This window comes from Rhodanobacter fulvus Jip2 (assembly GCF_000264315.1).
Lineage (GTDB): Bacteria > Pseudomonadota > Gammaproteobacteria > Xanthomonadales > Rhodanobacteraceae > Rhodanobacter > Rhodanobacter fulvus.
Genome location: NZ_AJXU01000044.1, coordinates 96,690 through 115,218, shown reverse-complemented (window position 1 = coordinate 115,218; position 18,529 = coordinate 96,690). Strand labels below are relative to the sequence as shown.

Annotated in this window: 17 protein-coding genes; 11 read left to right on the top strand and 6 right to left on the bottom strand. The window is 66.0% G+C overall.

Annotation, left to right across the window (positions count from 1 at the left end; genetic code table 11):
- Positions 1-3 precede the first annotated feature (3 nt).
- From UU9_RS11610 to UU9_RS11585, 6 genes are all read left to right on the top strand, one after another.
- Positions 4-723: a class I SAM-dependent methyltransferase gene (locus UU9_RS11610; protein ID WP_007081946.1), complete on the top strand. Its 720-nt coding sequence runs from the start codon at positions 4-6 to the stop codon at positions 721-723.
- Positions 720-1,931 (top strand): beta-ketoacyl-[acyl-carrier-protein] synthase family protein, encoded by a 1,212-nt coding sequence (locus UU9_RS11605; protein ID WP_007081945.1) that lies wholly within the window; start codon positions 720-722, stop codon positions 1,929-1,931. Before UU9_RS11610 ends, UU9_RS11605 begins: the two co-directional genes overlap by 4 nt.
- On the top strand, positions 1,928-2,395 hold the full coding sequence (locus UU9_RS11600; protein ID WP_007081944.1) for a hotdog family protein: 468 nt from the start codon (positions 1,928-1,930) through the stop codon (positions 2,393-2,395). The genes UU9_RS11605 and UU9_RS11600 overlap by 4 nt, the downstream gene beginning before the upstream one ends.
- Positions 2,388-3,116 (top strand): 3-oxoacyl-ACP reductase FabG, encoded by a 729-nt coding sequence (fabG, locus tag UU9_RS11595; protein ID WP_007081943.1) that lies wholly within the window; start codon positions 2,388-2,390, stop codon positions 3,114-3,116. Before UU9_RS11600 ends, fabG begins: the two co-directional genes overlap by 8 nt.
- Before the next feature lie 92 nt (positions 3,117-3,208).
- Positions 3,209-3,649 (top strand): hypothetical protein, encoded by a 441-nt coding sequence (locus UU9_RS11590; protein WP_007081942.1) that lies wholly within the window; start codon positions 3,209-3,211, stop codon positions 3,647-3,649.
- A gap of 121 nt (positions 3,650-3,770) precedes the next feature.
- Positions 3,771-4,928, top strand: a complete 1,158-nt coding sequence (locus UU9_RS11585) for an isovaleryl-CoA dehydrogenase (protein WP_007081941.1) — start codon at positions 3,771-3,773, stop codon at positions 4,926-4,928.
- Positions 4,929-5,106: 178 nt separating this feature from the next.
- Here UU9_RS11585 and UU9_RS11580 read toward each other — a convergent pair whose 3' ends face one another.
- Positions 5,107-7,947 carry a S8 family serine peptidase gene (locus UU9_RS11580; protein ID WP_007081940.1) on the bottom strand — a complete coding sequence of 947 codons (2,841 nt, stop codon included), beginning with the start codon at positions 7,945-7,947 and terminating at the stop codon, positions 5,107-5,109.
- Positions 7,948-8,167: 220 nt separating this feature from the next.
- On the opposite strand from UU9_RS11580, the gene UU9_RS11575 reads away from it, so the two are divergent.
- The 3 genes from UU9_RS11575 (at position 8,168) to UU9_RS11565 (ending at position 11,691) form a co-directional block, all read left to right on the top strand.
- On the top strand, positions 8,168-9,352 hold the full coding sequence (locus UU9_RS11575; protein ID WP_007081939.1) for an acetyl-CoA C-acyltransferase: 1,185 nt from the start codon (positions 8,168-8,170) through the stop codon (positions 9,350-9,352).
- 160 nt (positions 9,353-9,512) lie between these two features.
- On the top strand, positions 9,513-9,908 hold the full coding sequence (locus tag UU9_RS11570) for a hypothetical protein (RefSeq protein ID WP_007081938.1): 396 nt from the start codon (positions 9,513-9,515) through the stop codon (positions 9,906-9,908).
- Positions 9,909-10,083: 175 nt separating this feature from the next.
- Complete coding sequence (locus tag UU9_RS11565; RefSeq protein ID WP_007081937.1) at positions 10,084-11,691, top strand: carboxyl transferase domain-containing protein; 1,608 nt, start codon at positions 10,084-10,086, stop codon at positions 11,689-11,691.
- 30 nt (positions 11,692-11,721) lie between these two features.
- On the opposite strand, the gene UU9_RS11560 is transcribed toward UU9_RS11565, so the two are convergent.
- From UU9_RS11560 to UU9_RS11540, 5 genes are all read right to left on the bottom strand, one after another.
- Positions 11,722-12,573 (bottom strand): FTR1 family iron permease, encoded by an 852-nt coding sequence (locus UU9_RS11560; RefSeq protein WP_007081936.1) that lies wholly within the window; start codon positions 12,571-12,573, stop codon positions 11,722-11,724.
- A 5-nt stretch (positions 12,574-12,578) separates the two neighbouring features.
- Entirely contained in the window at positions 12,579-12,887 is a 309-nt protein-coding gene (locus UU9_RS11555; protein WP_007081935.1) for a cupredoxin domain-containing protein, read from the bottom strand.
- Between the two features lie 150 nt (positions 12,888-13,037).
- Positions 13,038-13,331: a DUF6587 family protein gene (locus UU9_RS11550; RefSeq protein WP_007081934.1), complete on the bottom strand. Its 294-nt coding sequence runs from the start codon at positions 13,329-13,331 to the stop codon at positions 13,038-13,040.
- Entirely contained in the window at positions 13,328-15,163 is a 1,836-nt protein-coding gene (gene feoB / locus UU9_RS11545; RefSeq protein WP_007081933.1) for a ferrous iron transporter B, read from the bottom strand. Before feoB ends, UU9_RS11550 begins: the two co-directional genes overlap by 4 nt.
- Positions 15,160-15,405: a FeoA family protein gene (locus UU9_RS11540; RefSeq protein WP_007081932.1), complete on the bottom strand. Its 246-nt coding sequence runs from the start codon at positions 15,403-15,405 to the stop codon at positions 15,160-15,162. Before UU9_RS11540 ends, feoB begins: the two co-directional genes overlap by 4 nt.
- Before the next feature lie 115 nt (positions 15,406-15,520).
- Between UU9_RS11540 and UU9_RS11535 the strand changes: the two genes are divergently transcribed.
- Both UU9_RS11535 and UU9_RS11530 read left to right on the top strand, forming a co-directional pair.
- The gene (locus UU9_RS11535; RefSeq protein ID WP_007081931.1) at positions 15,521-16,315 is read left to right on the top strand and encodes an enoyl-CoA hydratase-related protein; all 795 of its coding nucleotides are present in this window, start codon (positions 15,521-15,523) and stop codon (positions 16,313-16,315) included.
- A 156-nt stretch (positions 16,316-16,471) separates the two neighbouring features.
- Positions 16,472-18,478, top strand: coding sequence for an acetyl/propionyl/methylcrotonyl-CoA carboxylase subunit alpha (locus UU9_RS11530; protein WP_007081930.1), 2,007 nt, complete (start codon positions 16,472-16,474; stop codon positions 18,476-18,478).
- Positions 18,479-18,529 lie beyond the last annotated feature (51 nt).

Sequence of the window (18,529 nt, the reverse complement as noted above, 5' to 3'; positions counted from 1 at the left end):
GCCATGAATTACGCCAGCCCCACGTATGTCGAGGAGACCCGCATCGGTTTCCGCTTCCTGAGCACGTTCACCTGGCAGCATCATGTGCTCCGCGTCGCCATCAACGACCTGAAGAAACTCTGCGGCGAACCGGCACCGCAAGGCGGCGTGCTGCTGGACGTGGGTTGCGGCCAGGGCAAGTCGTTCCGGCTGTTGCGCGACACTTTCCAGCCACAGCAGCTGATCGGGCTGGATGCCGACCCGCACAGCATTGCGCTGTCGCGCGCCGAAGCGGACAAGGAGCAGATCCCCGCCGAACTGATCACCGGCGACTGCGCGCAGATCGACCTGCCCGACGCCAGTGTCGACATCGTGTTCTGCCACCAGACCTTCCATCACCTGGTGGAGCAGGAACGTGCGCTGGCCGAATTCTGGCGCGTGCTGAAACCCGGTGGCGTACTGCTCTTTGCCGAATCGACCAAAGCCTATATCGACACCTGGGTGATCCGCTGGTTCTTCCGCCACCCGATGCACGTGCAGAAAAGTGCGGACGGCTATCTGCAGATGCTGCGCGAACGGGGTTTCGTGTTCGGGCCGCAGCAGGTTTCGCTGCCGTACCTGTGGTGGAGCCGCGCGCGCGACTTCGGCCTGCTGGAACGCTGGCACCTGAAGCAGCCGCCACAGCCGGGCAAGCGCGAGGAAACCCTGGTCAACGTGGCCGCCCGCAAGCCTCCCGTCCCATGACGGCCTATCTCAACGCGCTGGGCGTGATCTGCAACCTCGGCCGCGGCAAGCAGGAGGTTGCCGCGGCCCTGTTTGCCGGCGACGCCAGCAGCATCCGCGCCGAAGCCGGCTGGGCGCCGGGGCGATCGCTGCCGCTGGGCGCCGTCAGCCACGACTTGCCGCCGATACCGCCGGCGCTGGCGACAACACGGGACAACCGCGCCAACCGCCTGCTGCTGGCTGCAGCGCTGGAGATCGAGGGCGATATCCGCGCGGCAATCCACCGTCACGGCGAGCACCGCGTAGGCGTTGTCATCGGCACCAGCACCACCGGCATCGAACGCACCACCGAAGCGATCAACCATCGGCGTCAGCATGGTCAGTGGCCGGATGATTACCGTTACGCCGATCAGGAGCTGGGCGCGCCGGCCGAGTTCCTGGCCGAATGGCTGGCGCTTTCCGGGCCGGCCTATGGCATCTCGACCGCCTGCACTTCCGGCGCCCGCGCCCTCATCAGCGCGCAGCGCTTGTTGCAGATGGGCATGTGCGACGCGGTGCTATGCGGCGGCGTGGACACGCTTGCGCGGTTGCCGGTGAACGGCTTTCTGGCGCTGGACGCGCTCGACGTTGAACGCTGCCGGCCGTTCTCGCAAAACCGTCGCGGCATCAATATCGGCGAGGCCGCGGCGCTGTTCCTGATGACGCGCGAACACCGTGGCGTTGTTCTCGCCGGTAGCGGCGCCAGCTCCGACGCGTACCACATGTCGTCACCGGACCCGCAGGGCCTGGGCGCGCAGCAGGCGATGCGCGGCGCACTCGCCCAAGCGCAGCTGGATGCCGGCCAGATCGACTACGTCAACCTGCACGGCACCGCCACCGAACACAACGACCGCATGGAAAGCCGCGCGATGGCGGCGGTATTCCCGCGCGGCGTGCCATGCTCATCGACCAAATCCCTGACCGGTCACACGCTCGCCGCCGCCGGCGCGCTGGAGGCCGCGTTCTGCTGGTTGAGCCTGCTGGATGGCGACCATCGCCTGCCGCCGCACGTCTGGGATGGCGTGGCCGACCCGGAACTGGCCGCACTGGATCTGATCGACACGCAGCGCCGCCTGCCGGCGCAAGGCACGCGGCGGCTGATGAGCAACGCGTTCGCGTTCGGCGGCAACAACGCCAGCCTGATCCTGGCCGATGCCGACGCCGGAAACACTGAGGAAATCCCGCCATGACGCATGGGCCGATTGCCGACCTGCTACCCCACAGCGGCGACATGATCCTGCTCGACTCGGTGCTGGACGCCGAAACCGACCGCATCGTCTGCGGACTCGTGGTGCGGCCGGATGGCCCGTTCAACGCCGCCGATGGCAGCCTGCCCGCGTGGTGCGGCGTGGAGCTGATGGCGCAGGCCGTGGCGGCATGGTCGGGCTGGACGGGGAAGCACGAGCACCGCGCGGTGCGCCTGGGTTTCCTGCTCGGCACCCGCCACTACCGCTGCAATGTGGACGCGTTTGCGCCCGGCAGCGAACTGGCCGTCGAGGCGTTCCGCAGTTTTCACGACGACAATGGCATGGCCATGTTCGCCTGCCGCATCGACGCCGAAGGCATCCACGCCGAAGCCCGCCTGACCGTCTTCAGCCCACCCGACAGCGACGCCTTCCTCGCTTCCCTTGCACCGAGTCAGCCCCATGCCTGAAACCATCCTCGTCACCGGCTCCAGCCGCGGCATCGGCCGCGCCATCGCCCTGCGCCTGGCCCGCGCCGGCTACACCCTGGTATTGCATTGCCGCTCACGGCGCGAGGAAGCCGACGCGGTGCGCGGCGAGATCGAGGCGCTGGGCCAGTCGGCCCGCGTGCTGCAATTCGACATTTCCGATCGCGCCGCCTGTGCCGCCGCGCTGGAAGCGGACGTCGCCACCCACGGCGCGTATTACGGCGTGGTCTGCAATGCCGGGCTGACCCGCGACGCGGCTTTTCCCGCGCTCAGCGGCGACGATTGGGACAGCGTGCTGCGCACCAACCTGGATGGCTTCTACAACGTGCTGCATCCGTTGATCATGCCGATGATCCGCCGCCGCGCGCCCGGCCGGGTGGTCTGTATCACCTCGGTCTCCGGCATCATCGGCAACCGTGGCCAGGTCAACTACAGCGCCTCGAAGGCTGGCGTGATCGGCGCCGCCAAGGCGCTGGCGGTGGAGCTGGCCAAGCGCAGGATCACCGTCAACTGCGTGGCGCCGGGGCTGATCGAAACCGACATGCTCGACCCCGAGGTGCCGGTGGAGCAGATCCTGAAGATGATCCCGGCCGAACGCACCGGCACGCCCGACGAAGTGGCTGCCGCCGTGGAGTTTTTGCTGGGCGCCGACGCGGGCTACATTACCCGCCAGGTGCTCGCCGTCAACGGCGGGCTGTGCTGAAGGGGATTGTTCAAGCACCCGCTCCGGACATGGTTTCCCGTGCTTTGTCACGGCCAGACGACCGCATCGATTCATCACCCAAGGAGTTGCACATGAAGGCCAAAGTTCTCGTCCTGACCCTGCTCACGTTGTCCGCGGTTCCCGCCATCGGCATGGCCGAAGACGTGGTGTACCTGTCGTTCCAGGACACCGTCGCCGCCGCCACCGCCGCCGGCAAGCTCGATGGCAGCGTGAAGTTCTACCTGGAAGGCAACCAGCCGGCCGGCAAGGTGGACGTGGTCAACAACAATGTCGTCACCAACAAGAAAACCAACGCCTTCGGCAAGTCCAGCCAGGAATCCTGCAGCTGGGCGCTGCAGTCGGCGCTGATCACGCTGCAGGATGCGGCCAAGCAGGCCGGCGCCAATGCGGTGGTGGACATCCAGAGCTACTACAAGAAACAGGTCCACAGCGACCCGAAAAACTATGAATGCCACAAGGGCAGCCTGATGTCGGGCGTGGCGCTGAGAGGCAAGTTGGCCAAGGTCCACTGAACCTGATGGCAGGGCGCTTCGACGCCCTGTCCCGATGAAGCGCGGCGCGGCATCACCAGTGGTGGGTCGCGCCTGCGCTACCATGGACGACCTGTCATCCGCGTCGTCCATGGAGTCCGCAATGCGTCCGTTTCCACTCGGAGAAGACATCGACCTGCTGCGCGAAACCGTGCACGCGTTCGCGGAGAAGGAGATCGCCCCGCGCGCGGACAGGATCGATCGCGACAACCTGTTTCCCGCCGACCTGTGGCGCAAGCTGGGCGAGATGGGCCTGCTCGGCATCACCGTCGACGAAGCGTACGGCGGCACCGGCATGGGCTTTCTGGCGCACATGGTGGCGATGGAGGAAATCTCGCGCGCCTCCGGTTCGGTCGGCCTGTCGTACGGCGCGCACTCCAACCTCTGCGTCAACAACATCTTCCACAACGGCAACGAAGCGCAGAAGCAGAAGTACCTGCCGAAATTGTGCAGCGGCGAACACGTGGGCGCGCTGGCGATGAGCGAGCCCGGCGCCGGCTCCGACGTGGTCGGCTCGATGAGCTGCAAGGCCGAGCTGCGCGAAGGCGTGTGGGTGGCCAACGGCAGCAAGATGTGGATCACCAACGGGCCCGATGCCGACGTGCTGCTGGTGTACATGCGCACCGCGCCGCGCACCGCCGGCAGCCGCTGCATGACCGCCTTCATCGTCGAAAAAGGCATGCAGGGTTTCAGCACTGCGCAGAAACTGGACAAGCTGGGCATGCGCGGCTCCAACACCTGCGAGCTGGTGTTCGAGGATTGCGAGATCCCGGCCGAAAATATCGTGGGTGAAGTCAACGAAGGCGTGCGCGTGCTGATGAACGGGCTGGATACCGAACGGCTGGTGCTGTCCGGCGGCCCGATCGGCCTGATGCAGGCGGCGCTCGACATCACCCTGCCCTACGTGCGCGAGCGCAAGCAGTTCAATGCGCCGATCGGCACGTTCGAGATCATGCAGGCGAAGGTCGCCGACATGTACACCGCGCTGCAGAGCTCACGCGGCTTCGCCTACCTGGTGGCGCAGCAGTTCGACAATGGCGTGAAGTCGCGCATCGACCCGGCCGCCTGCCTGCTCAACGCCTCGGCCAACGCGGTGAAAGTGGCGCTGGAGGCGATCCAGTCGCTGGGCGGCAACGGCTACATCAACGACTATCCGGCCGGCCGCCTGTTGCGCGATGCGAAGCTGTACGAGATCGGCGCCGGCACCAACGAGATCCGCCGCATGCTGATCGGCCGCGAGCTTTTTCACGGCAAGGCGTGAGAAGGCCGGGAATCGGGATTCGGGATTCGGGATTCGGAAGAGCAAGAGCGCCGGACTTTCTCTGCTTTGAAGCCCCTCTCCCTCTGGGAGAGGGGTTGGGGAGAGGGTCCGGTTTTCGCGATGAACCAACCCGTGCCCGGGGCCATCCCTCTCTCCACGAGGGAGAGAGGCAAGGGACTCAGAACGCCCAATTGAAGCTGGCGGTCGCCATTTTCGCCTGCTGGCGCTGGCCGAGGTACTGGTCGTAGCCCAACTGGAAACTGATGCGCGGCGTGAACGTCCAATCCACTGACGCACCCGCCATGCCGCCGTAGCGCGCCAGCCCGATGCCGCCCACCGGCGCCCATTGATTGACGCCGCTGAAGCTGGCCTGGAACACATCGCCGCGCATCCCGAACGATTGCTGCCACAGCAGATGCGTCTGCAATTGCACGTTGCCACCGCGATCGAACTGCCAACCGCGGGTGGCGCGCACGCCCAGGCCGGCCTGCCAGCGCGCGGCGGTTTGCGCCTCCGATTTCAACCCGAACCCGGCGCCGCCCAGTTCGTTGAAACCGTCGCGTCGAATCTGCGCGTACTGCAGGTTGGCATACGGCGTGACAACGTTGCGACCAAACGCCAGGCGGTAGCCGCTTTCCCCGTAAGCGACGCCGTAGCGGCCTCCGCTTCGGCTGCTGACGCTGCTGGACTGAGCACCCAGCTCAACCGTGCGCCGCATGTTTTCGCGATAGTTGCCGATGCCGAAACGGCCCATCGTGTACCACGCGCCATCGATCACGCCGCCATACAACATGCCTTCCATCGCGTGACTGCGGCCCTGGTCCGCGCTCTCGGCCAGGCGACCAAGGCCCTGGCTCTGGCTCAACGCGAAGCCGGCCACGCCGTTGCTGCCGATACGGTAGTCCTGGCCGGCCATCCAGCCGCTGAGGTCGTAACCCACCTCGCTGTAGCCGCTGCGTGACATGCCGCCGTGATAGCCCAGGTTCTGCGTCCAGCCGCCTGCGCCTGGTGTACTCAGCAGGTTGTCGAAACGATCCGACAAGGCGCGCGTACCGGCATCGATCGCCTCGAACGTCATCGCCGTACTGGCCGCATGCAACTGGCCGGACAGGCTTTCCAGCGAGCGTTGCAGCGTTTCGACGTTGGCCGTGCGCTGCAGGCCCGCTGCCGCCTTGATGAAACCACTGCTGACTGCCGCGCTGCCCGACGTACCGCCACTGAGCTGGCTGTTGATCTGGCCGAATGCCGCATCGACCCGCTGCGCGGCACCGTACGATGCCGCCGTATAGGCAAGCCCCGTCACGGCGGTGGCATTCACCTGACTGACATTTAGCCAGGCGTTGTTGGCGTCATAGCCCAGCGTGGCATTGAGCAAGGTCACGTTGGCAGACCAGGCGAAGCTGCTGAAGGCGCCGGTCAAGCCACCTGCTGCGTTCAGCACGACGGTATGCGAATCGGCAACGTAGCTGTCCTCCTTGCCGATCACATAGACATCGCCACCGGCGATCGTCGCCTTGCCCGCCACCTGCAACATCGAACCCAGCGACACGGCCAGGCGGCCGCTGCCTTGCTGGGTGTAATTGCCGGCCACCGAAACATTGCCGCCATTGACCCCGATGACGCCGCTGTTGACGACATCGCCACCGATGGCATGCGTGTTGGCCAACGTACCCGACGCACCGATGGTCACACCCGAAGCCAGGGATTTCGCCACCAGCGTGCCCGCTTGCACCTGGGTCAGCCCGGCGAAGGTCGAGGGCTGGGTCAGGGTCAACCTTCCGGTCCCCTGCTTGATCAGTCCGCCGGCGCCCGAGATCGGATTGTTCCAGCTGGAGCTCCCCGGCACGCTCACGGTGACGTCGCCCCAGTCGAACTTGGCCGGCCCGTTGACGGCCTTGCCTACATTGAGTTCGCCATAACCGAACACCTTGTCCACACCCGCCGCACCAAGGTCGTCGGCCGTGCCAAGCAGAGTCTGCCGCACCAGGTCGCTACTGAAATACGGGTAGGCCTGCCAGACCAGCGCGGCTGCGCCGGAAACCTGCGGTGCCGCCAGCGAAGTGCCGCCGACGACCAGGTAGTTGACGTTGGTGGTGGTGTCATCCTTGGCGCTGACGATCACGTCCCCGGGCGCGGCAAGGCAGTAATTCATGGCCACGCCGCAGGCGTTGGAGTAGCTGGCCAGTTGGGTCGGATGGTTGCTGTCGACCGCCACCACGGTAAGCCAGCCGCGCTCCAGATCGGGGGCGCGACTCGGCAACGCCGCGACGTCGCTGGGATTGGCCTCGCCACTGTTTCCCGCCGCCATCACGACCAGCCCTCCCCAGGTATTGATGAAGGGGGCGTAGGCGTCGTGGAAGCTCTTCGTCGTGGCCGTGGCGGTATCGGACCAGTACAGGCCGCCCCACGAGTTGTTCGAGATCTTGACGTTGTTGGCGATCAGGTCGTCATTGATCGTGCCCAGCGGGTCGGCGCTGGTGACCAGGTTGCCCTGCCCGGTGCCATCGTCGGTCGGCTCGACGTCACTGATGATGCGTGCCGACACCAGTTGCGCGCCCGGCGCGATGCCACCGGCGAAAAGGCCGAACGCCTTGCCCGCGGCAATTTCCGACACCCAGGTGCCATGGCCGACCACGTCATCGATGGAGGTGTTGTTGAACGACGAGTCGACATAGATCAGCTCCTTCGTCACCCGGCCGGCCAGCGCAGGATGGTTGCGCATGATGCCGCTGTCGACGACGCCGATGGTGACCCCGTTGCCATTGAAACCCTGCGCATGCGCGGCCCTGGCATTCGTGATGCTGAGCTGGGCATCGATCGGTGGATCCGGGGTGGGCCCCGGGGTGGGTGTCGGCGTGGGGGTTGGCGTCGGAGTGGGCGCAGGCGTCGGTGTCGGCGTGGGCTTCACATTGCCGATGCCGCCACCGCCGCCGCCGCCACCGCATGCGCTCAAGGCCAGTGCCATGCCCACCACCAGCGCCGCCTCGCAGCGACGCACGTTCTGAGCGACAGTTTTCATGTTGTTTCCCCTTTGGAGTCCCGGAACGGGGCAAGGCCACCAAACTTCGTGAGCTACGGCGCCGAACTCGAATACTGACACAACGAAAAGCTCACGAGATAGCGCCCGCACCGCATGGTAGCTTCGCCTTTCCCGGTTTGCGGCGACTTGTCGCCAACTGGGATAATCACTGGAATATCCTGCAGGCGCCAGCGCCTCTCAAGCATTGCGGAGACCCCCCATGTCGGACGACAGCATTGTCATTGCCGGTGCCAAACGCACCGCAATCGGTTCCTTTCTCGGCCAGTTCACCGGCGTCCCCACGCCGACGCTTGGCGCCACCGCGATTCGCGCGGCGCTGGAGCAATCCGGTGTGGCCGCGGCGGACGTCAGCGAAGTGCTGATGGGTTGCGTGCTGCCAGCCAACCTGGGCCAGGCGCCAGCCCGTCAGGCGGCGCTGGCCGCCGGGCTGCCCGCAAGCACCGGCGCCACCACGGTCAACAAGGTGTGCGGCTCCGGCATGAAGGCCATCATGCTCGGCCACGACCTGATCAAGGCCGGCTCGGCCACCGTGGTGGTGGCCGGCGGCATGGAGTCGATGACCAATGCCCCGCACATGGTCAACGCGCGCACGGGTATCCGTTATGGCGACGGCAAGCTGGTCGACCACATGGCATGGGATGGGCTGACCAATCCTTACGACGGCCAGTCGATGGGCGTCTTCGGCGAATTGTGCGCGGACAAGTACCACTTTACCCGCGAGGAACAGGACGCCTTCGTGATCGGCTCGGTCGAGCGCGCACAAGCCGCGCAGAAGAACGGTGCGTTTGCCGGCGAGATCGCCCCCGTCACCGTCAGCGGTCGCAAGGGTGATGTGCAGTTCGATACCGACGAGCAGCCGGGCCGCTCCGACATCGCCAAGATCCCCAGCCTGCGGCCCGCCTTCCGCAAGGAAAACGGCAGCATCACCGCCGCCAGCTCATCCAGCATTTCCGACGGCGCCGCCGCCGTGGTGGTGCTGACCGCGGCCGACGCCAAGGCGCGCGGACTCACCCCGCTGGCCCGCATCGTGGCCCACGCCACCCATTCGCAGGAACCGGAGTGGTTTACCACCGCGCCTGTCGGCGCCATCGGCAAGGTGCTGGAAAAGGCCGGCTGGAATATTGCCGACGTGGACTTGTTCGAGATCAACGAGGCATTTGCGGTGGTGGCGATGGCACCCATGCGCGAGCTCGGCATCCCGCGCGACAAGATCAACGTCAATGGCGGCGCCTGCGCGCTGGGCCATCCCATTGGCGCCAGCGGTGCGCGACTGGTGGTCACCTTGCTCAACGCATTGAAAACGCGCGGCCTCAAGCGCGGCATTGCCACCTTGTGCATTGGTGGTGGCGAAGCAACCGCGATTGCGGTCGAATCCGTAGACTGAACCCTCACGCGAGACGCGCAACAATCCGCTCCGCCAATGAAAGCGGGCTAAACCGGTTTTTAATGTGCACTGAAGCGTTGCTATAAAAATGTGGCGCAGGTTCGACGAAAGCGCTATTAATACACGGCCAAACGGCATTCCACGGCAAAGGAGATCCACCATGAAGTTTACGCGTACCCTACTCGCCTCCGCGCTCGTCGCGCTGTTGGCGGCATGCAGCAACGGCGCGCAGGATTCCGCGCAGGACGCCCAGAAGTCCGCTGATACGGCTCAGCAGGCTGCTGATACCGCACAGCAGGCCGCTGCGCAGGCTCCGTCCACGGAAGCGGTACAGGCTGCTGATCAGGCCAACACCGCGGCTGACGCTGCCGGTCAGGCGGCTGCGCAGGCCCAGCAGGCTGCCAGCTCTGCCTCCACCGCGGCCGGCAACGTTGCTGACCAGGCGAAGGACGCCGCTTCGAACGCTGCCGACCAGGCCGACAAGGCTGCTGACGCTGCGAAAGACGCTGCTACCACCGCGAAAGACGCTGCAGAAGACGCCAAGAAGGGTAATTGATCCCTGGCTGGTTTCCAAAAAAAACGGCCGCCTCGTGCGGCCGTTTTTTTTGCCCGTCATTCGGCATGCGCCACGGGTCGAAACGATGAGTGAGTCAATTGGTTGAAAACACCGCCACGGCTATCATCGGGAATCAACCACGCCCGTACCTGGCAAAACCCATGGACCCGTCAGCATGAGTGTCATCGCCTCGCAGATCGACCTTCGTTCCCCTGATTACCAGGCCGCCCATGCACGCCTGCAAGCACTGGTGAACGACCTGCGCGACCAACTGGCCCACGCGGGCAACGGTGGTGGCGAAAAGGCCCGCGACAAGCACACCGCGCGCGGCAAGCTGCTGCCACGCGAGCGGATCCGCGCCCTGCTCGATCCGGGCTCGCCGTTCCTCGAACTGTCGCCGCTGGCTGCTCACGGCATGTACGACGATGCGGCACCGGCAGCGGGGCTGATCACCGGCATCGGTCGCGTCAACGGGCTGGAAGTGGTCGTCGTCGCCAACGACGCCACGGTCAAGGGCGGTACCTATTTCCCGATGACCGTCAAAAAGCATCTGCGCGCGCAGGAAGTGGCGCTGGAAAATCGCCTGCCCTGCGTCTACCTGGTCGATTCCGGCGGCGCCTTTCTGCCTTTGCAGGACGAAGTGTTTCCCGACAAGGAGCATTTCGGTCGCATCTTCTACAACCAGGCGCGGATGTCTGCGCTGAACATTCCCCAGATCGCGGTGGTGATGGGCTCGTGCACGGCTGGCGGCGCCTATGTGCCGGCGATGAGCGACGAAACCATCATCGTGCGCGACGAGGGCACCATTTTCCTGGGCGGGCCTCCGCTGGTGAAGGCGGCCACCGGCGAAGTGGTCGATGCGCAAACCCTGGGCGGCGCGGACGTCCATACGTCCATCTCCGGCGTGGCCGACCATTACGCCGAGAACGACGCGCATGCGTTGTCGATCGCCCGCGACATCGTCGCCAGCCTCAACCGCGTCAAGTCCATGCCGCTGGCGCTTCGAACGCCGGCAGAGCCGAAATATCCCGCCGAGGAGCTCTATGGCGTGATTCCGGAAGATACCCGGCGCCCGTTCGACATCCGCGAAGTGATCGCGCGCATCGTCGATGGCTCCGAGCTGCACGAGTTCAAGGCGCGCTACGGCAAGACCCTGGTCTGCGGCTTTGCGCATATCCACGGCTATCCGGTGGGCATCATCGCCAACAACGGCATCCTGTTCGCCGAGAGCGCGCTCAAGGGCGCGCATTTCATCGAGCTGTGCAACCAGCGCAACGTGCCGCTGGTGTTCCTGCAGAACATCACCGGTTTCATGGTTGGCAAGAAGTACGAACAGGCCGGCATCGCGAAGGATGGCGCCAAGATGGTTACCGCCGTCGCCTGCTCGCACGTGCCGAAATTCACCGTGGTGATCGGCGGCAGCTTCGGCGCCGGCAACTACGCCATGTGTGGCCGCGCGTTCGGCGCGCGTTTCCTGTGGACATGGCCGAACGCGCGTATCTCGGTGATGGGCGGCGAGCAGGCGGCGTCGGTGCTGGCCACGGTCAAGCGCGACGGCATCGAGGCACGCGGCGGCGAATGGCCGGCCGCCGACGAGGAGGCGTTCAAGACGCCGATCCGCGAGCAGTACGAGCGGCAAGGCCATCCCTATTACGCCAGCGCGCGGCTGTGGGATGACGGCATCATTGATCCGGCCGACACCCGTCGGGTACTGGGTCTGGCGATCTCCGCCTCGACGAACGCGCCGATCGAACCGCAGCGCTACGGCGTGTTTCGGATGTAAGCCGCGCGCAGGCGCGCTGGCCGACGACAGCTACTGCGCGGGTTGGCCCAGGCCATCCGGCAGCGCGCGCTTGGCGACCGCTGCACCAGCATGCCCACGCGCCCACCGCGCACCGGACCAGAGCAGCAGCAAGGTCGCCGCGAAAAACAGCATCTGCATGCCAGCCGGTTGCGCGTCGTAACCCACCAGAACGTGCGCCGCCTGCCCCGGCAACGAACCATTGGCGAGCAACCACGAGCTGTCCCACAGACGGTATCCCAAGGCCGGCACGATGTTCGCCTGGATCAGGTAACGCGCCGCCGTGGATGCCAGGCCCGCGGCCAGCAACACCAGCATCGCGTTGGTGGCACTGAAAAAATGCCGCAAGGGAATGCGCAGCAATCCGGCGTACAACGCGTAGCCCAGCGCGGCACCGGCAACCACGCCGACCGACAAGCCTGCCCACAAGTGATCCGCCCCGCCGGCGCGCATGCCGAACAGGAACAGCACGATCTCCGATCCCTCGCGCAGCACCGCCAACGCCACCACTGCCAACAGCATCACCATCGAACTGGCACCCGCTTTCACGGCACTGCCCATGGCCTGCATCTGCCGGCTCAGCTCGCGACCGTGGCTGGACATCCACACCACGTGCCAGCCGATCATCAACACCGCCGCCAGCAGCACGCCCGCGTTGAAAACCTCCTGACCCGCGCCACTCACCGCCGCGGCGAGCCAGTCAGCCGACCACGCGACAAGCGCCGCGCCGACCACACCCAGCGCAATGCCGCCGCCGATGAACAAGCCGCGCTGACGTACGCCGCGGGTGGCCGCGGCCACCACGCTGACGATCAGTGCCGCTTCCAGCACCTCGCGAAAAACCAGCAATGCGATAGCCCACATGCGCCCTACTCCACGATCAACGTGCCCTGTGCGGTGGGCTGATGGAAGTCACCAAAAAAGTGGTAGCGTCCGGCTTTCAACGGGCCCACGAAAAGCGTGGCGCTGCTTTTCGGCATGACGATTTTCTCGGCCGGAAAATCATTGCTCTCGAATTCCTCCGGCGAGGGATCCTTGTTGATCACTTCCAGCTTCACCCGCGTGTCGGCCGGAATGTGCAACTCCGTGGGCTGATAGCGATGGTCCTGCAGCACCAGCGTGTAATCCTGCGACTCGGCTGCCACGGCAAGCCCCGAGGTGGCGATCGACAGCAACACCCCAAACGCGATGGATCCTGTGTATTTCACGACGAAGTCCGACGGCCTTGATTGGCTAATGATAATCATTCTCACAAACAGGCTCAAGCGGAACGTGGCCTCACCGGACGGCGTGCTCGCCTTGACGTGTTCGCTTTCAAGCCGGAATACCTAGCGCCGCGACCTGAATTCCAGCGGCTGTGGCTCGACCTGCGCACCGGCTGGCGGCTTCGGCCCGCAGGCGCCGCAGGTGGCGCAACCGTCGCTGCAATCGCCGGTGGCTTCCTTCGGCTTCAGGCGGCGCCCGATCGCACGTGCCCAGGCCGGCCGATCTTTCCGGTTGAAGCGGATGGACCCCGCCGCCAGCCAGCGGTTGGTGAGCTTGGGCGCCAGCTTGCGCAATACGATGAACACGCTGGCCAGCACGATCAGCCCCACGATCACGTATTGCAGCCCCATGCTCATGCCAGCGCACTCGCTACCTGGTAAACGACGAACGACGCCGCGTACGCCAGCACGAACATGTAGCCGAACGAGATGGCCACGTTGCGCCAGGAGTCGGTTTCACGGCGGATCACCGCCAGCGTCGACATGCATTGCGGCGCGTACGCAAACCACACCAGCAGCGACAGCGCACTGGCCAGCGAAATCTGCCCCGCCAACGCCTGACCCAGACCACTCGCCTCGCCGCCCACCAGATACACCGTGGCCAGCGCCGCCACCGCCGTTTCGCGCGCGGCAAAGGCCGGGATCAGCGCCAGGCTGATCTGCCAGTTGAAACCGATCGGTGCGAACACGTACTGCAAGGCGCGCCCGATATAGCCGGCGAAGCTGTATTCGATGGCCGGCCCCGTGGCACCCGCGGGCGGCGACGGGAAGGTGGAGATGAACCACATCAGGATAGTCAAACCCAGGATCACGCCGGTCAGGCGCTTCATGAAAATGGCGCCGCGCTCATACAGGCCAATCGCCACATCGCGCACCTTGGGCAAGCGATACGACGGCAACTCCATCAGCAGCGCATGCTCGCTCTTGTCGCGGCGGATGTGCTTCATCACCCAGCCCACCGCCATCGCGCCCAGGATGCCGGCCAGGTACAACGCGAACAGCACCACGCCCTGCAGGTTGAACACGCCGAGCACGCGACGGGTGGGGATGAATGCGCCGATCAGCAGCGCATACACCGGCAGCCGCGCCGAGCAGGTCATCAATGGCGCGATCAGGATCGTGGCCAGGCGGTCGCGCGGGTCCTGGATGCTGCGCGTGCCCATGATGCCGGGGATGGCGCAGGCGAAGCTCGACAGCAGCGGGATGAACGAGCGCCCGGTGAGCCCCACCGACAGCATCAGCCGGTCGAGCAGGAACGCGGCACGCGGCAGATAGCCGGACTCCTCCAGCACGATGATGAACAGGAAAAGGACCAGGATCTCGGGCAGAAAACCCAGCACCGTGCCGATGCCGCCGAACAGGCCGTCGGTCACCAGGCTCTGCAACGGCCCGGCCGGCATCAGCGCGGCGGCATGCTCACCCATCCAGCCGAAACCGTCGCCGATCAGGTCGGTCATCGGCTTGCCGATCGAGTACACCGCCTGGAACACCAGGAACATCACCACGGCCAGGATCATCAGGCCGAATACGGAATGCAGCGTCCAGCGGTCCAGCGCATCGTCGATGACGGCCGTGGCGCGTGGCATCGTCACTGTCGCCGCCAGCAGTTCGCGCACCTGCGCGTGGAGATCGGCGCGGCTGGCCGCGTCGTCCGTTTGCGCCGGCGCGGCGGCGGGCACCTCGCCATCCACGCGTTCGATCAGCGCCCGGGCACCACCGCGCTTCACCGCGATGGTTTCCACCACCGGCAGGCCGAGCCGTTCCTGCAACTGCGGCACGTCGATGACGATGCCGCGCTGGCGCGCGGTGTCCATCATGTTCAGCGCCAGCACCACCGGCCGGCCCAGCCGCTTCACCTCCAGCACGAAGCGCAGGTGCAGGCGCAGGTTGGTGGCGTCGGCCACGCAGACGATCAGGTCCGGCGGCGCCTCACCCGGGTAATTGCCGGCGCAGACGTCGCGGGTGATCTGCTCGTCCGGGCTGTTCGCCTCGAAACTGTAGGTGCCAGGCAGGTCCAGCAATTGCAGCACCCGCCCGGACGGCGCGGTAAACCGGCCCTCCTTGCGCTCCACCGTGACGCCGGCGTAGTTGGCCACCTTCTGGCGACCGCCGGTGAGCTGGTTGAACAAGGCCGTCTTGCCGCAGTTCGGGTTGCCGACCAGCGCGATCTTCAGCGTGGAAGCACTCACGCGGCGACCTCGACACGCACGCTGACCCGGGCCGCTTCGGCGCGACGCAGCGCAAAGCGGGTCGAGCCGATCTGGATCAGCAACGGATCGCCGCCCATCGGGCCGATCGCCACCACCCGCAACGGTTCGCCGTCGACGAAGCCCAGGTCGCGCAAACGTTGGGCAATCGGGTCGGACGCGTGCGCATCATCCACGCGGTCGACGACGGCGGGAGATCCCTTGGGCAACTCGGAAAGGCGCACGGCTTTTCTCAAATAAGAATTGTTCGCATTGTATCCCCTCACGTGCCCGGTTGCACCGCACGACACGGTCGTCCGCGGGCAGCGTTTATGATGCGGTTCTTTGCCGGATGCACTCATGACCGACTCCATCCTCAGCGAACGGCGCGACGGCATCTGCTGGCTCACGCTGAACCGGCCGCAGGTCCACAACGCGTTCGACGATGCGCTGATCGCCGCGCTCACCCTCGCCCTCGAACAGGCCGGTGCGGATCCGGCCGTGCGCGCCGTGGTGCTGAGCGGCAACGGCAGCTGTTTCTCCGCCGGCGCCGACCTCAACTGGATGCGCGGCATGGCCGGCGCCAGCGAAGCGGAAAACCACGCGGACTCGCTGCGCCTGGCCCGCCTCATGCGCACCTTGCAATACCTGCCCAAGCCCACCGTGGCGCGGGTCAATGGCGCCGCTTATGGCGGTGGCGTGGGGCTGGTGGCCTGCTGCGACATCGCCATCGGCGTGGACGGCAGCAAGTTCGCCCTGTCCGAGGTGAAGCTGGGCCTGGTGCCGGCGGTCATTTCGCCGTACGTCGTCGCCGCCATCGGTCTGCGCCAGGCGCGGCGGCTGTTCATCACCGGCGAAGTGTTCGACGCCACCACGGCAGCCCGCATCGGCCTGCTGCACGCCAGCGTGCCCGCGGTTGAACTCGACGAGGCCATCGCACGCCAGCTGCATCTGCTGGGCAAGGCAGGCCCGAACGCCCAGCGTGAAGCCAAGCAACTGGCGCTGCGCATCGGTGGCGCGGACGCGGCGCAGGCCGAGCGCATCGATGAAGAGAATGCGGCATTGATCGCCCGCCTGCGTGTTTCCGAGGAAGGCCAGCACGGGCTGGCCGCTTTCCTCGACAAGCGCGCACCGGCATGGGTGGGCGGCCTCTGACGCGATGGCCGAGTCGTGCAGTCGTTGGCTGCCGAGATCCTGTCTGGCGCACCGCTTGATGCGCGTTTCCATGCTGCGCCGCGCATCGGTTGCCATGCGCCTATCTGTTAGCGTTACAAGCTTTGCACCACCATCAAACGGCTGCAGGAATACCCCATGTTCGAGCGCGTACTGATTGCCAACCGCGGCGAGATTGCCTGCCGCGTGATCCGCACCTGCCGGCGGCTGGGCATCCACACCATCGCGGTGTATTCGGAAGCGGACCGCGACGCGCAGCACGTACGCCTGGCGGATGAAGCCTGGCCGATCGGCGGGCCGCGCCCGGCCGAGTCGTACCTGCGCGGCGATGTCATCCTCGAGGTGGCGAAAAAATCCGGCGCGCAGGCGATTCATCCCGGCTACGGCTTTCTTTCCGAGAACACCGGTTTCGCCCGTGCCTGCACCGACGCCGGCATGGTCTTCATCGGCCCGAAACCCGAAAGCATCGACGCGATGGGCTCCAAGGCCGCCGCCAAGGCGCTGATGGAGAAACACGCGGTGCCGCTGGTGCCGGGTTATCACGGCGAAAACCAGGATGCGGCATTCCTTGCCGGGCAGGCGGAAAAGACCGGCTTCCCGCTGATGATCAAGGCCGCCTCCGGCGGTGGCGGCAAGGGCATGCGGATCGTGCGCAGTGCGGCGGAATTCGCCGATGCACTGGCTTCTGCACAGCGTGAGGCCACCAGCGCGTTCGGCGATGCGCGGGTGATTCTGGAGCGCTATGTCGAGCATCCGCGACACATCGAGTTCCAGGTGTTCGGCGACACCCACGGCCATGTGATCCACCTCAACGAACGCGAGTGCTCGGCGCAGCGCCGCTACCAGAAAGTGCTGGAGGAAACGCCCTGCCCGTCGCTGGACGAAGCCACCCGCCAGGCCATGGGCCAGGCCGCGGTGGCGGCGGCGAAAGCGGTCGACTACGTGGGCGCCGGCACGGTGGAATTCATCGTGGCGCGGCAAGCCGATGGCAGTCCGGGCGAGTTCTTCTTCATGGAGATGAATACGCGATTGCAGGTCGAGCACCCAGTCACCGAGATGACCTTGGGGCTGGATCTGGTCGAATGGCAATTGCGCGTGGCCGCGGGCCAGCCGCTGCCGTTGCAGCAGGATCAGGTGCACGCCCACGGTCACGCGATCGAAGTGCGGCTGTACGCGGAAGACCCGGACCAGAACTTCCTGCCCGGCTCCGGCAAACTGCAGACGCTGCGCCTGCCCGTGCCGTCACCGCACGTGCGCCTGGATGGCGGCGTGGTCGAAGGCGACACGGTGACGATCTTCTACGATCCGATGATCGCCAAGCTGATCGTGTTCGATGCCACCCGGGCGAAAGCGTTGCAGCGATTGCGCGAAGCGCTGGCGGCCAGCGAGATCATCGGCCCCAAATCCAACATCGGTTTTCTGGAGCAGCTGGCGCGGCACCCGGCCATCACCGAAGGGCGCATCGACACCGGCTATCTGGATCGCCACCTGGATGAATTCGTGGTGGGCGATGCGGCGCCCGGCGACCGCGTGCTGTTCGCCGCCGCCACCGCCGCCTTGCTGCATGACGAAGCGCATGTGGACAGCGCACCCGCCGACCCGCATTCGCCCTGGGCGCGCGCCGATGCCTGGCGCATCGGCCACGCCGGCAAGCGGATCATCGCCTTGACCTGGCGCGAGCAGCGCCACGACATCGAAGCCCATGGCGACGGCGGCGATTATCGCCTGCGCCATGGCGAGACCGTCTGCGACGTACGCGGCGCGCGATTGCTGGAGAACACGCTGAGCGCACGCTTCGACGGCGAGTCGCTGCGCCTGCCGCTGCGGGCCGACGCACGGCACGTCATGCTGCACGACGCCGACGGCCAGCGCTACAGCTTCACCCGCGCGGTGGCGTTCGCCTGGGAAGCCAGCGATGCGGCGGGCGGCAACCAGGTGATCGCGCCGATGCCCGGGCGTATCGTGCTGGTGAAGGCGCAGGCCGGCGATCAGGTCGAGCAAGGCCAGGATCTGCTGGTGATGGAGGCGATGAAGATGGAGCTGGCCTTGAAGGCGCCACGCGCCGGCACCATCGAAAGCGTGAGCGCGACGCAAGGCGAATTCGTCGAGGCCGATGCGGTGCTGGTGAAATTCGCCGAAACATGAATTGTGGGAGCGACTTCAGTCGCGATGCTCTTTGCCATGTAACGAAAAGCA